The organism is Enterococcus sp. GC34 (assembly GCF_040886645.1).
Lineage (GTDB): Bacteria > Bacillota > Bacilli > Lactobacillales > Enterococcaceae > Enterococcus > Enterococcus faecalis.
The window spans coordinates 1-14,501 of record NZ_JBFOEF010000013.1 but is presented as its reverse complement, the minus strand read 5'-3'; the positions used below and the strand labels follow the sequence as shown (position 1 = coordinate 14,501).

The 14,501-nt window shown below is 38.7% G+C and carries 12 protein-coding genes and 1 pseudogene; 1 reads left to right on the top strand and 12 read right to left on the bottom strand.

Annotated features, from left to right (window positions below):
• Positions 1-68: 68 nt before the first annotated feature.
• Positions 69-1,064: a ribose utilization transcriptional repressor RbsR gene (locus AB3I72_RS12145; RefSeq protein WP_002359151.1), complete on the bottom strand. Its 996-nt coding sequence runs from the start codon at positions 1,062-1,064 to the stop codon at positions 69-71.
• Between the two features lie 211 nt (positions 1,065-1,275).
• Here AB3I72_RS12145 and AB3I72_RS12140 point away from each other — a divergent pair, with 211 nt between their 5' ends.
• Positions 1,276-2,250 carry an alpha/beta hydrolase gene (locus tag AB3I72_RS12140; RefSeq protein WP_078122467.1) on the top strand — a complete coding sequence of 325 codons (975 nt, stop codon included), beginning with the start codon at positions 1,276-1,278 and terminating at the stop codon, positions 2,248-2,250.
• 64 nt (positions 2,251-2,314) lie between these two features.
• Here AB3I72_RS12140 and AB3I72_RS12135 read toward each other — a convergent pair whose 3' ends face one another.
• The 11 genes and pseudogenes from AB3I72_RS12135 to AB3I72_RS12085 form a co-directional block, all read right to left on the bottom strand.
• Positions 2,315-3,682: a PTS ascorbate transporter subunit IIC gene (locus tag AB3I72_RS12135; protein WP_002355097.1), complete on the bottom strand. Its 1,368-nt coding sequence runs from the start codon at positions 3,680-3,682 to the stop codon at positions 2,315-2,317.
• 14 nt (positions 3,683-3,696) lie between these two features.
• Positions 3,697-3,996: a PTS sugar transporter subunit IIB gene (locus AB3I72_RS12130; RefSeq protein WP_002355095.1), complete on the bottom strand. Its 300-nt coding sequence runs from the start codon at positions 3,994-3,996 to the stop codon at positions 3,697-3,699.
• A 1-nt stretch (position 3,997) separates the two neighbouring features.
• A complete protein-coding gene (locus AB3I72_RS12125; RefSeq protein ID WP_078122465.1) occupies positions 3,998-6,007 on the bottom strand; it encodes a BglG family transcription antiterminator in 2,010 nt (669 codons plus the stop codon).
• Between the two features lie 165 nt (positions 6,008-6,172).
• Positions 6,173-6,397, bottom strand: coding sequence for a hypothetical protein (locus AB3I72_RS12120; protein WP_002378909.1), 225 nt, complete (start codon positions 6,395-6,397; stop codon positions 6,173-6,175).
• A 46-nt stretch (positions 6,398-6,443) separates the two neighbouring features.
• Positions 6,444-6,845: an LPXTG cell wall anchor domain-containing protein gene (locus AB3I72_RS12115; RefSeq protein WP_179114987.1), complete on the bottom strand. Its 402-nt coding sequence runs from the start codon at positions 6,843-6,845 to the stop codon at positions 6,444-6,446.
• Positions 6,826-7,959, bottom strand: coding sequence for a DUF916 and DUF3324 domain-containing protein (locus AB3I72_RS12110; RefSeq protein WP_078122462.1), 1,134 nt, complete (start codon positions 7,957-7,959; stop codon positions 6,826-6,828). Before AB3I72_RS12110 ends, AB3I72_RS12115 begins: the two co-directional genes overlap by 20 nt.
• 87 nt (positions 7,960-8,046) lie before the next feature.
• Positions 8,047-8,739, bottom strand: coding sequence for a WxL domain-containing protein (locus tag AB3I72_RS12105; protein ID WP_368023964.1), 693 nt, complete (start codon positions 8,737-8,739; stop codon positions 8,047-8,049).
• Positions 8,740-9,164: 425 nt separating this feature from the next.
• Positions 9,165-10,136 (bottom strand): dimethylarginine dimethylaminohydrolase family protein, encoded by a 972-nt coding sequence (locus tag AB3I72_RS12100; RefSeq protein WP_061101382.1) that lies wholly within the window; start codon positions 10,134-10,136, stop codon positions 9,165-9,167.
• A gap of 111 nt (positions 10,137-10,247) precedes the next feature.
• A complete protein-coding gene (locus AB3I72_RS12095; protein ID WP_179114986.1) occupies positions 10,248-11,693 on the bottom strand; it encodes an alkaline phosphatase in 1,446 nt (481 codons plus the stop codon).
• 87 nt (positions 11,694-11,780) lie between these two features.
• A pseudogene (locus AB3I72_RS12090) lies at positions 11,781-13,803 on the bottom strand (endonuclease MutS2).
• A 238-nt stretch (positions 13,804-14,041) separates the two neighbouring features.
• A partial coding sequence (locus tag AB3I72_RS12085) for a KDGP aldolase (RefSeq protein ID WP_002379154.1) occupies positions 14,042-14,501 on the bottom strand: 460 nt, incomplete at its 5' end.

Below are 14,501 nucleotides of genomic sequence, written 5' to 3'. Positions count from 1 at the left end.
TCATTCTAATTAAAACGTTTTAGTAAAACGTTTTAATTCCACAACAAAAATATAGCACACCTTGAAAGCTATTTCAAGGGTGCTGTCGAAAATCGTTCAATCAGTTGGACAGGCAAGGTTTGCTCCTCCCAATCTTTTGCAGGCTGATGGATTCTTTCCAATAATAAAGTCGCCGTAGTTTGCCCCAATTGAAAAACAGGTTGAGCAATTGTTGTTAGCGGCGGCGAAACATACTCGCACATATCAACATTGTCATAACCAATAATGCTGTAATCCTCAGGAATTTTTTTGCCCGCTTCTGCTAATCCTCGATATAAACCAAAAGCAATTTCATCATTGATAGCAAAAATTCCGGTGCTCTCTGTTTTTAAAATTTCGGGGACAGCTTGGTAGCCGCCGGTTTTTGATAATTCTGTTTCGATCAACTGGACCTTTTCCGTATAAACAGAACAAAAACCTTTTAACCGTTGCTGAATATTGACTGGCGCATGTGGTGGCATTACCACGACGACCTGTTCATGTCGTTGCTCTTGTAAATGCTTTGCTGCTAGTTGCCCACCTCTATAATCGTCTGTCAAAACAGCATCGCTAAAGCCTTCTGCTTTTTTTTGGTCAAGTACAATAAACGGAATCTTTTTCGCACGTAGCGTTTCATTAATCGTTTGATTGGAAATTTCAGAACTTGCAATCACAAAGCCATCGACACTACGACGAATCAACTCTGTTAAATATTCATGTTCTCTTGTAACATCTTGGTCCGCATTGCATAACATCAGTATAAAATTTTCTTTGTATAAAACACTTTCAATTCCTCGAATCAATTGCGCGAAAAATGGGTTGGTAATATCAGGTACGATTACGCCAATCGTCTTACTTTTTTTCATCACCATACGTTGCGCAAAATAGTCGGGCTGATAGTTTAATCGCTCTTTTGCAGCCAATACTTTTTCGACCGTTTTCCCACTAAACCGTGCCCCATTCCCGTTTAAAATTTGTGAAACGGTAGTAATAGAGACACCTGAGTCATTGGCAACATCTTTAATTGTAACCTTTTTATTTGTCATCCTACTTCTCTCCTTGCCGTGAACGCGCCCATTCACCGGACCTCTTAATCTCATTTAATTTACTACAATCATTTACTTTACGCAACCACAAATAAATACGTACATTCGTTTAAACCGTCCTTTCATCCCTTCAACAAATTTCGTTGTTCTACTTTTAAAATGTTATACTGTAGAAAAAATGATTTACTTTTTGCTGAATGGAGGGCCTTAATTGAAAAAGAAATCGATTGGTTTGTTGTTAGCTAGCGCATATTTGTTCCACGCACGTTCTCGTCAAAAATCCTTAAAAGCCTGTCTTTTTGAAGATTCTTTACGTCTTTCCCAAATTGCTCGACTTGAACGAAATCCGAAAGTCACCAAGGCTTTTTATCATTGGCAACGATCATTAAATGAACAAGTAACTTTGCCAAAACATTTACGTCATCTTTTTCCTCTTCAAGAAATGACTCAAATTCCTACGATGTATCGCATGTCAAACTCCGTTATTGCACCTACCAAGAAAGCTGTACTGTACCTGCATGGTGGGGGCTTTACATTGAATCTCGCCTATAGCCAATTAGACTTTAGTTATAAACTAATTGAAGATCTCTCTTTTGCAACAGATTATTTTATCCCTGTATATCCATTAGCACCAAATAAGTCTTTTGCTGATATTTATAATCATTGCTATGCTGCTTATCAAGAAATTTTACAGCATTATGATCCCGAAGATGTTATTTTATTAGGTGATTCTGCTGGTGGCACATTGGTTTTAAACGTATTGCAGAATTTAGCCATCGATTTCCCTGAACGCTTACCCAAAGCTGCTGTTTTAATTTCTCCTTGGTTAGATGGACATTTAGACATTCCTGTTGCCAAAAGTTATCAAAAAAAGGACAAAATGATTGGCATGAACTATTTACAATTAATTGCCCAAGAGATTGATGACACGGCTAATCACGCCACGCTTTCTTTAAATTGCTTGTCCTTTGATTATCAAAAATTTCCGCCACTTTTTTTCGTGGGCGGCACACATGAAGTTTTTTGTCCTTCCTATCACCAATTTTTAAAACAATTAGGGCCACGACCACAAGATACTTGCCGATTGGTGCCTGGCATGCAACACGTTTTCGCAATGAAACAATACTTGCCCGAAGGACGACAAGCGCGGAAACAAATTGCACAGTTTATCCAAGAACAATGGTAAAAGGCAAATGGGACAGAAGTCAAAACGACTTCTGTCCCACTTGCCTTTTTTTAGAACAAAACACTTAGTTTTCTTCGGCGACTTTTTTCTCCCGCATAGTCAAAACAGCGCTAGCCAAAAGAACAACCACTACAAAAGCAATGATTCCTCCTACTAAAAGACTCGGACCTGCCTCACCTAATTTGCCTAAAAATAGACCTGGGATTAAATAATCTGTATCCGCAAACGTTGAGGATGCTAACTGTAGATCACCCAAGACTGGTAAAATAAATAACGGTAACCAACTAATTAATAAGCCATTAAACGCAGCCCCTAAAATCGCTCCTCGACGTCCCCCTGTGGAATTTCCAAAAACGCCTGCCGCGGCACCACAGAAAAAGTGCCCAACAACGCCGGGTATAATCACGGTGGTATTCAGACCGACCATCGCTAACATTGAAATAGTTCCCACAATAAAGCTCACAAAGAACCCAATCAAGACAGCATTTGGCGCATAAGGAAAGATAATGGGAACATCAAGTGCTGGTTTAGAATTAGGCACTAATTTTTTAGCAATTCCTTGGAAAGCTGGTACAATTTCTCCTAAAACCATCCGCACACCTTGTAAAACCACTACGAAACCAGCCGTAAAGGTTCCTGCTTGAATTAATGAAAAGATAATCGCATTTTCGCCATTGCTTAACTCATGCTCGACATAGCCTGTCCCAGCCAGCAAAGCCAAAATCACATAGACAATCGACATCAAAATCATAATTGAGATGGTTGAGTCTCTTAAAAAACCAAAACTTTTAGGAATTTTAATATCTTCCGTTGACTTTTCTTTATTCCCAAAGACTTTTCCAATAAAGCCACTTGCCGCATAACCAATATTCCCTGTATGCCCCATTGCTACTTTATCATTTCCAGTAATTTGTTTCATAAAGGGCTGACAAAGAGCAGGTGTCACTGTTAATAAAGTTCCTTCAAATAAACCACCTAAAAGAATCATTGGCAAACTAACGCTAAAACCGGCCCCCACTAAAATAACGGCTGTCAAACACGAAACGTACATCATCGCTTGACCTGTCAAAAAGATATATTTAAAACGTGTAAAACGCGCCAACAGAATATTAACAACCATGCCCACCAACATAATCAGAGCAGTTGGTGTCCCATATTGTTGCAAGGCAATCGCTACAACTGCTTCATTACTAGGCACCACGCCTTGTGTATTTAATGCGGTTTGGAACATCTCCGCAAAGGGCGTTAATGAGTTCGCCAATAGCCCTGCGCCACCAATTAAAACTAAGAAGCCGACGAATGTTTTCAACGTTCCTTGAACAACATCAGAAAATTTCTTTTTCTGTAAAACTAATCCCAACAAAGCAATTAATGAAACCAGAATCGCTGGCTGGCTAACAATTGAAACAAATAAATTCAATAAAGTTTCCATGTTTTTCCTCCTTCTTATTGATGTGCAATGCCATTGTCATCTAAAACTTTCAAGACTTTCTCCTTCGTTTCATCGTAATCAATAATCGCATTTAAAGGAATGATTTTTTCATCAGGAATTGACCCTAAAGCATCTTGCAATGTTTTTTCGACAAAGAAGTAATCAGCCATATCACCACTGGCACTCCCGACATCTGTGTGATCAATTTGAAAATTATCTGTATCAACACCGACTTCCTCTAAAATTTGTTGGATATTCATTTGCACCATAAAACTTGTTCCTAAACCACTTTGACAAACTGTAAAAATCTTCATCTTATTTCTCTCCTTCTTGGATAATTGATAGTATTTCTGGGACGGTTTCAGCCGCCACTAAGCGATGTAATGATTCTTTTTTTGATAGAATTTTTGTCAGACTAGATAAGGCCCGTAAATGTGTTTCGTTATCTGAAGCAGCTAAACAAATAAAAAGGTGAATTTCATGCTTAGGATCTTCTAATAAATCGACACTTTTTTGGATTTTTAGTAATGACATGCCTAACTGATTAACGCCATCTTCTGGTCGCGCATGAGGCAATGCTACGTCTGGACAGATATGGATAAATGGCCCAAACGATTCGACTTTTTGAATCATTGCATCAATGTACTTTTCCGTAATACTGCCATTTTTTAATAACGGCTTGGCAGCTTCTGTGATTCCCGCTCGCCAGTCTGCAACTTCAGGCAGGACTTGGACTGTTTCTGTTGTTAATAATTCCGATAACATTGGACGCAGATCCTCCTCTTTTTCTAAAATTTTGTTCATTTTACGATGCAAGACACGATATAACTGCGCTTCTGTGACTCCTTTTTTTAAGGAAATGTAAGGTTTTAACGCATCTAAAATATCTTTAACATCTGGCATGGAAATACCTGGCAATAGCCAATCTGATTGGACTTGGTGCATCAATTGATTTTTCTCCAAAGAGCTCATAATGGGTTTGGTAAGATAAACCTTTTTGGCTGTTTCAATAGGGACCGTTGAGAAAATGATGTCATAACTTTTTTCAGATACATTCTCTATTTCCCTCACCGCATTCGTTTCTTTAAATTCAATCATTGGAAATAGCCGACGCAATTCCGATTGCAAAATCAACGAAGAACTGATACCACTGGGACAAACAATTAGCGCTTTTAGCTTTTCTTGCCGCTGCTCATTTTTTTGGCCGAAAATTTCTCCACCAAATAATATGGTAAAAAAACCGATTTCCTCTGACGGGATTGACCGTTTCGTTAATTTTTCTAAAGGAGCTAACGCTTGTTCACAAAGATGATAAAGCGACCGATATGATTGTCGAATATCCTTGATTAAAACATTCGGCAAGTAAAAGCCATAGTTAATCCGAAAATAAGCAGGAACCAGATGATAATACACATTCATGAGCAATTCACGAGGCTGTTCAAATTGAACGACGGCCAATAATTCCATTTTCCGAATAATTTCACCAGAAATATCTAATAAAAACTCTAACTTCGTATCTCGCAATTCTCCTTGTAAGGCTGTCATTAAACAAATCGTAAAAAAAAGACTCTCAGTTTCTACATTCGCCACTGGCCCAACTAAATCACTTAAAATACGACGACTAACGGGATAAGCGCGTAAGGACTGAATTAACTGGTTCTCGGGCCAGACGACTGTTTCATATTTGCCTAATCTTTTTTGAGAAAACGCAAGAAAGTAACTAATTTCATCCAATCTGCTGGGTACCAGTTGAAGCTGTGCTTCCTGGACGGCTAATTGAATGCCGTCACGCATTTTTGCGTATTGGCTCATTTGATGCTGACTGAGCCAGCAAAATAAAGCGAAGGTGCCCGACTTTTGTTGTAAGAGGCGGGCAAGCCAATTTTTCCCGAAACGACGAATCCGAAATTCATCTCCTTCTAGATAAAACCCTCGTTTTCGTTCGTAGGATAAAGCAATGTTTTCAGTTGCTAGTTGGTGTCGTACTTTTTTGATGTCCGCTAAAATAGTACCTTTCGAAACATCTAAAAAATTTTGGTAATGATACACCGATAGTTCTTCGATTTCTGAATAAGTGAGTAAAAAAATGAGTGCTTGTCTTTCTGTTTCGCTATAAATCACTTGACGTTGTTGAAAAAGTTGTTTTCCCCATTCATTTGCGGAAAGGTTTGGAATGCTGACGGTATTCTTTTGAACTTCTCCGCCTATTGTCGAAAGTTGTGTCACTAATTCTCGTTGCGAAAGATCGGTTATTTGTTGAGCCAAAGAGAGCGCAATTTTTTGCCCTGCATACTCGTCAAGGAGATAACTTATTTTATAATTCACAGCTGTGTCCTCCTCCTGTAATCATCATATAATGATAGCGCTTTATTTTCTATCTAAGTTGGGTACAAATGTCTACTGTACTTTTTTGATAAATTGTACCGTTCTTTATTTTAAAGTTAACAAAAACCCGTTGCAAGTTTCTCAAAAACTTACAACGGGTTGTTTTTATGTTAATTGTGTTTGTAATGCGATATTCAGCAAGATAGCTATTGCTACCCAGCCACCACACATCACCAGAAGCAGCCAACTAAACATTGATTGTTTTACTAAAGACTGCTTAGGCTTTGCTTGATGAACAAAATTCATGCTATTTACTAAGAACAGTAAAAATAAAGCAAAACAAAGGACGGCCAAGCCAGCACAAATCCAAATCCACATCGTAATCTCCATCTATATTCCTCCTTCTACAATTGACTCTGTTTATAAAAACAGCACATTATTTTTCCTTTTTCCTTTTTTTATTCAAATAATAGAAACTTATTAGTGCTACGAGTAAACAGGCAATACCAAGGCTGTAAAGCCATGTGCTATTTCGTTCACCTGTCCTTGGTAAGGACGTCTGTGCAGCTGTGGGATTCGTCTTAGCAGTAGTTTTTCTGCTCACTTTGTCTTGTTGTTGTGACGTTTTTTTATCTTTATTAGTGACTGGTTGTTCTGTTGACTTAGTGCCACCTTCCGTTTTTAGGGGTGCCTTCCCACCATAAAACGTCACACCGATATTCGTTTGTCCCGCTTCTTCTGCAAAGCTCTCAGAAGAAGCGGTCAGAATCGCAATGCTGACGGTTAAAAGTATTCCCCATGTCACCAGAAGTGATCCTTTACTTTTCGCTGTCATCATCGCGCACTCCTTGTCTATTTTTCAAAGCTGCCTGTTTTTCTTGTTGTAAATAGGCTTGTTGTTTTAGTATCGCTTTCTGTTGTGTAAAACGCCAAATAGCTAGAATTAGACTCACAATTGTTGCAGCTAACAATCCATAAAAAGCTTGATTCCACCAAGTCGGTAGGACCAATTTCACTACTGCTTCTTTGTTTAATTTCTTGGCTTCTTGACTACTGATGGTAAATTCTTGCTTAAACGGCCACACTTGTTGTTCATCTTCTTTCAAGACCGCTTTTCCTTCAAAAATATAGGTTCCTGGACGAACATCTTCTTTCCCAAAATCTAAATGGAAGTTCATCGTCGAATTCGGTGCGAAACGAACACTTGGTAAAATCCGTTTAGCATATTCTTTCGTTTCGCCTTTTTTCGTTACTTTTCCTTCTAAACGTACTTCAGGAAAAATAGCGGATGTCGGATTCTGAATAACCGCTTGGACCGATTTATTTCCTAAAGCAATGGTCGGAACTAATTTAACTAATTGAAGAGTCTCTGCTAGATACATTGGTGTATCTTCTGACGTTCGTAAAGCAATCGCTACGTTAAACCCATATCGACTGGTTAACCCCGTTGATTTTCCTTTTTCTTCCTTTTCATCTTCTGCAAGCGAAGCGTAGACACCACCTAAGACTAATCCCTGAAAACCATTTTCTGGAATTTCGACAGTCATTTTGGCTGCTACGGTTTTCTTAGCGGGAACTTTCACATGTTCCTCAGGCAATTTGATCAATGTTGTCAAGGGTACTTTCAAACTTGCATCTGTTTTTTTCTCGAAATCATTGTACACAATTAAACCATTGTCATTCGTCGTAGCATTTGCCAAATTTAAATCAATCGTTAATTCTTCATTTGTTTTATTAATTAATGACAGTTCTACTTCTTGTTTCTGTCCTGGTTTCACAATGAGATCGTAGTAGGATTGCGTATTTTTCGCTTGATTCTCTGGAATATTGGGTTTAACTGTAAATTTTGTATTCATGTTGTCATCCGCTTCTTCTGCTTGTACAGCAGAAGGGATGCTTAATGCCATCACACAAATAAAAACTGTGACGATTAGCCAGCGCATTGTCTTCATTATTTGTTCCTCCTATGTATCGAAAAGGAGCCGTGCACCACTGCGCAGCTCCTTTTCTAGTAATGCAGTATTCTCGTTAGTAACTGTTTATGGCGCAGCCACTAATGTCCAAGTTACGTTACCTGTATACGCACCATTTGTAATTTGTGAACTAGGTGTTGTAATGTTTAATTTTACATTTGATAATTCAGAATCCCATGTACCTTGACCTTTACCAACTGCTGCTGTATCAATTGATACAGCTGCTCCACCTACTGGAATAGTTGTTCCAGCAAATTCAGGGCTTCCTGGGTCTGCTGCAAAGGCAGCCACATCACGTGAGTATGTTTTTGCTGTTTCATCGTATTTAGCTACCGCACCTGTTTGCGCAAAGGTAATTGAACCTTCTAAAGTAGCAGTACCATTTTTCATTTCAGCAACGCCTGCAGTAACTGACCAACCAGCTTGTGTTCCACGAACATCCCCGACCGCATAACGTTTTGTTTGTGTACCATTTGCATCTAATGAAATCGCTGATAAATCAGAACTAACTTCTGTCGAAGCAAATTTGAATTCTGTTGGAACATATAACAAATCAAAGTTAGTATTCGGATTTACAGGATCTGGATCTTGTGTATCTCCGTCACCATCTCCAGTCCCATCAGGTGGTAATGAACCACTCGTCATTTCTACGTTTGCTGGTGTTGTACCAGTCGTTGTTGCATGTGCTGCTGCAGGAGCGATGCTTGCCCCTAAAATTGCCGTTCCTGCAAATAAAGTTACCAATGTTTTTTTCTTCATTTTACTCTCTCCTTTATATCTTGGTTGATTAATGAATAAAAAAGTTAAAAACTTTTCTATCTCGGTAGAACGTAAATTAAGTATATCGAAAAAAAGCCTGCTTGTGATTTCAAATTTTAAACACCTCATGCAAAAAAAATGAATTTACTATAACAGCAAGGTTCCAACGACTTTTCGCGTCTTTGAAAACGTAATTTTCAAAAAAGATATTGTTTTTTCCCATATATAAAGTGGTGATTTTATAAAAAAACAGCGAAAAAACGTCAAAACATTAGTAACAAACACTAACATTTTGACGTTTTCTCGCATTTATTAAATCAAAATTCCCTCAATATTTTTAAAAAAAATAGTGAAAACTAAAATTATATCGTTTTCATAGACAAAACGTACATTTTTTCTTACAAAAATTGACAATCACTCGCTGACTATTCTCTAATCAAAGCTTGCGTTGTACAACGGAAAGAACCACCTAACATTCTAGAAACATGGTAATCAATTGCCTCAACTTTGATACCTTTTGCCTCTATTTGAGGAATTAAGGTTGTAAACGATTGGTCCGTTATATACGTTTCTTCGTTAAGTGGTAGACCATTTGTCACTAAATACGCTGCTTCTTGCAAAGTAACATGAATTTTTTCCCAGTTTGCTAATTGCGCAGGAAGACCATCCAAAAAGGCTTCTTCACAAACAATCATCAAGCCATCTCTCAACAAGCTTAACGCACAATCTAAGTGGAGAATATGTGGATGTAACTGAACTGGCACCACCTCATAACCAAAATGACCAATCATATTGGTCAACCACTGAATCCCCGCTAGGTTACTTGCCAAACCGGAGTAGCCCACAAAAATTGTTTTTCCTAAAACTAAAACATCGCCGCCTTCAATAAAGGGACCTGCTTCACTTAAAGCCCCTTCAGAAATGTCAGGTTGTGGCGCAGCAAAATAATAACCTTCTGCTTCTTGTGTCCACTGCTGAATAATCGGACGAATTGGTAAAATTTCTTGTCGACGGTGTTGGAATCTTAAGTTTCCTTCTATTAAGAGATTGCCAATTGTAAAAAAAGGGTCTCGTGAAAAGAAGTTACTATATCCTACACCCAATTCCTTGCCATGTTCTTTTTCATAGGTTGTCAATAAACGCGGACGAAATACTTCTACGCCATAAGATTCTAATACTCCTTGCATGACTTCTTTTTCTTTTTCCCAACGAACTTGTTGTTCTGGTGCAAAGTCTGCTAAATCACGCCCTTCATTATTCTGTGTTAAACGGGCATTTTCCTCTGTTAAAAAAGTCGTATCCGCTTCATCAAATTTATCTGGTAAACAAAATTGCGATTGTGCTAAAACAACTGAACGCAACGGTGCAAATTCACTTTCAACATGCATTTTTTTCATTATTTGACCTCACTTTTATCTGGTTACCTTCATTATAACAGAGATAAAATTTTTATGCCTTTAATGAAGAAAAAGCAGAACTTCTATACGTTCTGCTTTTTCTTTATTTTGTTATTTGCCAATACCTTTATCTTTAATCTCAGCTTTTTGCCCAGTGCCATCTACTAAGCCAAAAATAATCTTCGCTTGGTCTGTATTATCAATTTGTCCTGAAAAAGCTTCTGCTTGTGGGCCATAAGCATAGACATTTACATCTTCTCCTGTGTGTCCGCCAGTAGTCCAACCAGTATTCGAACGTTCATCAAAAATCTTTCTTAATGCCTGAGCGATTTTTTCAACATCTTTTGACTCCGCCGCTGTTTTCACTGCTTTCAATTCAGCCTCACTTAATTGAAAATCAATATACTCAGTCACTGTTTTTTCCACATTACCATTTTTAATAATTTCTTCTGCCATGAAATCAGGCGTGCGTTTTGCCGCATGTAAAGGCTCCGTCAACCAGTTGTATTGATCGCCTTTACCTAAAGACAAACCACCAGTAGAATGATCTGCAGTTGTAACCACCAATGTTTCACCATCTTTTTTGGCAAAATCGATGGCCTTTTCAAACGCCGCTTCGAAGTCTTGCATTTCGCTCATCGCGCCAACAATATCATTGCTATGCCCGGCCCAATCAATTTGGCTACCTTCAACCATTAAAAAGAAGCCTTTTTCATTTTTATCTAACCGTTGAAGAGCCGCTTCTGTCATATCAGCTAATGAAGGAACTTCTTCCGTTCGGTCAATCATTTTAGGTAGCCCGCCTGATGCAAACAAGCCTAAAATTTTGTCGTCTTGGTTCTCATTTAACGACTTTTTATCTGTGACATGACCATAACCCGCTTGGGAAAATTCTTTGACTAAATCACGATCTTTCCGCGCAAATAATTCGGAGCCGCCGCCAAGTAACACATCGACTTTGTGTTGTCCGTCGATTTGATCATCAAAATAGTCATCGGCGATTTCTGCCATATTTTTGCGTGAAACATTATGTGCGCCATATGCAGCAGGGGTTGCATGTGTTATTTCAGATGTTGCTACAAGCCCCGTTGATTTCCCCACTTTTTTCGCACGTTCCAGCACTGTTTCTGTTTTGGACTTGTCATTATCGAGCGCAATAGCATTATTATAGGTTTTTACTCCGGCAGCCATCGCTGTCGCTGCGGATGCTGAATCGGTGACATTCTCTTCTTCATCTTCTGGATAAGTGGCTTGCTGTCCGACCAAATAGGTATCAAAAGCTGTTTGGGGAATAGGCTTGTCTGAGTGATTGGCTTTGAAATATCGATAGCCCGTTGTATACGGATTCCCCATACCATCTCCAATCATAAAAATAACATTTTTTACTGGTGCTTTTTCGGATTCAGTTGCCTTCGCTTCAGCAACCTCTGTTTGTTTTTCGCCGCTTTTCTGTTCAGATAAATTTGTACAACCCGCTAATGTTGTGAATGTTAATAAGGTAACCCCTAGCAAAGCTCTTTTCTTCATTTCCTTGTTTCCTCCTTCATATCTACCCATACATTGACTATAACAAGTCTTAGTTGATTTCTGATAAATAACAAGTAAACAAAGTGTTAAGTTGTTGTATTGCTTCTGTTAAGTTCCTTATTTGTCGCGTCTTGCTGCTCTTTTTTCGGCCTCTTTGCGTGATTGTTTCTGCGCTTTTTTTGAGCCGCGTTCAATATCTTTGAGTTTCTTTCGTTCATGGAAATCTGTAAATAAACTTTCTAAATCATAGTCTTGCGGATATAGATCTTGTGCTTTCGCTTGTAATTTCAACCGTCTTCGTGGTACATTTTCAATTTTATCATTCACAAATACTTGGATTTCTTGTTCACCCTCATCTGTAAAAACCAACCCAATTTGTTGTGTTTCTGTCAATAGGACACGATCACCTTTTTGATAACGGTGTGTTTCTTCTACAAACGTGGCAAAGGTCGTTTCTTTTGCTTTCAGGGGTTTAAATAGACTTCGATTAGTAGGGTATTCTTTCCGCTGAATATAATGAGCCGCCTTTTCAATGAGCTGTGGCTCCATCTTCATTTTACGTGCAATCCAAAGCGCCTGACTATCGCCAACTTCACCAATTTTCAATTGATATTTGGGCGTTAATGTTTCACGATCGAAGGCCATTGCGGCGGGCACAAAATCATCATGTTCTTGGGCAAAACGTTTAATTTCACCATAATGGGTCGTCGCAACTACCAAGGCACCCTTTTGATACATCGTTTCCATGATCGCAATCGCTAAGCCAGCTCCTTCGTTTGGCTCGGTGCCACTGCCAATTTCATCTAATAAAACAAGTGTGTGTCGCTTAACGTTACGCAACATTTCCGCAATATTTTTCATGTGCCCAGAAAAAGTGCTTAACGCATTTTCCAGATTTTGCTGATCACCAATATCGACAAAAATTTCATCTAATACTGGAATCTCTGTGCCCGCTTGTGCTGGAATTTGCAACCCAAATTGTGTCATGACAGTCAATAAGCCAACTGTTTTCAAGACAACCGTTTTACCACCAGCATTGGCACCTGTAATGACAAGTCCTCGATACTCTGCTCCTAAAGAAAACGTCAATGGTACTGCGTGTTCTAATAAAAGTGGATGTTTTCCTTGAACAATGCGCAAGCGTTCTTCTTTGTTTACTTTTGGCGTGATCCCACCAATTTCGCGACTATACTTTCCTCGTGCAAAAATAATATCTAAGGTGGTCATTGTATCGACGGCTTGATCGACAAGTCGTTCTTGCTCATTAATTAACCCAGTTAGTTCTGCCAAAATTTGATATTCTTCCGCTGTTTCTTCCGCTTTTAAGAGTGTCAATTGTTCATTTAATTTACTAATTGCTACAGGCTCAATAAAGACCGTTTGTCCTTTATTGGATTGCTCAATGATTGTGCCTGAAACCTTATTTTTATAGCTAGCTTTGATTGGTACCGTGTAATGTTCCCCTTTTTTCACCATCATATTTTCTTGAATGTACAGTTGATTATTTTTATTGCGTAAAAATTTTGTGACTCTTGTTTCAATGTCTTGTTGGCATTCATTGATCTGACGCCGGATTTTCCGAAGTTGACGGGAAGCATCGGTGGCGACTTTTTGGTTATGGATTTTCGTATAAATTTGTTCTTCGATTGCTCTGAAGTCAGCTAAGTGCTGACTGTAACTAAATAGGCGTGGTGTTTGGTATTGATTTTTTTCAAAAAACTTCTGGATTCGCTGACTACTTCTTAAAAAGTCAGCGACCTCAATCAATTCGTTTGGTGTAAGGATTAAGCCTTTTTTCACTTGTTGAAGCAAGCGGGTAATTTGACTCAAGCCCATGAAAGGGACGTGTTGTCCGCTATCAATAATTAAGCGGGCCTCAGTTGTTTCCGTTAAGCGGGACTGCACTGTTTCTAAACGTGTTGCAGGGACCATTTTCGCCAACCGTTCTTTACTATACTCGCCAATTGCACGTGTTTGAACTTCTTTAAGAATTGTTGTAAATTGTAATTTTTGAATGGTTTCATGATTCATTTGTTTTTTTCTTCCTTTCTATCGCGAAAAGAATACCTGGCGCCTTTAAATAAAAACCAGTTTCTACAGAAAAAAGAGGACAGCGTTCTACCGCTGTCCTCTTTATCATTGGATAAAGGTTACTAAAGAAACCTCTTTTAAAGGAGGTATTTAGTAAATGAGATGACTGACAGGTATCACTTTCTAAGCACACCAAATAAACCTTGCTTGGTTCACTGGTTATTCAACTTATCAATTAGATACCTACGACACTCACCAAAATACCCCACATTCATTTGTTGGTTTTTATTTATTCTCCACTTGAGAGTAGCAAATCTAGCGAAGAAAGTCAAATAAAGATTGGCCCTTTACTTATTCAATGTGTTTTTCATCATGGTTAGTAACGTTTTCACGTCTTCTGTTCTAGTGTCCCCTGTTTCTTGATCGATAATTGAGCTGTAAACATGAGGAATGATTTTTTTAACGCCGGCATCCACCGCAATTTGAACAATTTCTTCAAAGTTTTCTAAATCAATGCCCCCTGTTGGCTCTAAATAAAAGTCATACTTGGCACAAGCTGCTGCTACTGCTTGGTATTCTTCTTTGTGAGCCAAGCCTTTCATTGGGAAATATTTAATAGAACTGCCTCCCATGTCTTTCAACAATTTTATAGCGGTTTCGATAGGTACTTCCGCCGCTGGCGCACCCGAGCTTAACGGACCTGTCGCAATATTAACATAGCCAACTTTGCCTGTGGGTGACACCAAGCCATTAATCACTGTTTCGTCTTGACGAAGTAAGGCCCGCGAAGCGCCGACACCTGTGAAG

Coding starts and splice junctions, on each gene's coding strand:
- AB3I72_RS12100 (WP_061101382.1), bottom strand. CDS start 10,136: ATGAAAAAAATGCATGTTGAAAGTGAATTTGCACCGTTGCGTTCAGTT.
- AB3I72_RS12110 (WP_078122462.1), bottom strand. CDS start 7,959: ATGAAGACAATGCGCTGGCTAATCGTCACAGTTTTTATTTGTGTGATG.
- AB3I72_RS12130 (WP_002355095.1), bottom strand. CDS start 3,996: ATGAAGATTTTTACAGTTTGTCAAAGTGGTTTAGGAACAAGTTTTATG.
- AB3I72_RS12105 (WP_368023964.1), bottom strand. CDS start 8,739: ATGAAGAAAAAAACATTGGTAACTTTATTTGCAGGAACGGCAATTTTA.
- AB3I72_RS12120 (WP_002378909.1), bottom strand. CDS start 6,397: ATGGAGATTACGATGTGGATTTGGATTTGTGCTGGCTTGGCCGTCCTT.
- AB3I72_RS12145 (WP_002359151.1), bottom strand. CDS start 1,064: ATGACAAATAAAAAGGTTACAATTAAAGATGTTGCCAATGACTCAGGT.
- AB3I72_RS12135 (WP_002355097.1), bottom strand. CDS start 3,682: ATGGAAACTTTATTGAATTTATTTGTTTCAATTGTTAGCCAGCCAGCG.
- AB3I72_RS12095 (WP_179114986.1), bottom strand. CDS start 11,693: ATGGGTAGATATGAAGGAGGAAACAAGGAAATGAAGAAAAGAGCTTTG.
- AB3I72_RS12115 (WP_179114987.1), bottom strand. CDS start 6,845: ATGATGACAGCGAAAAGTAAAGGATCACTTCTGGTGACATGGGGAATA.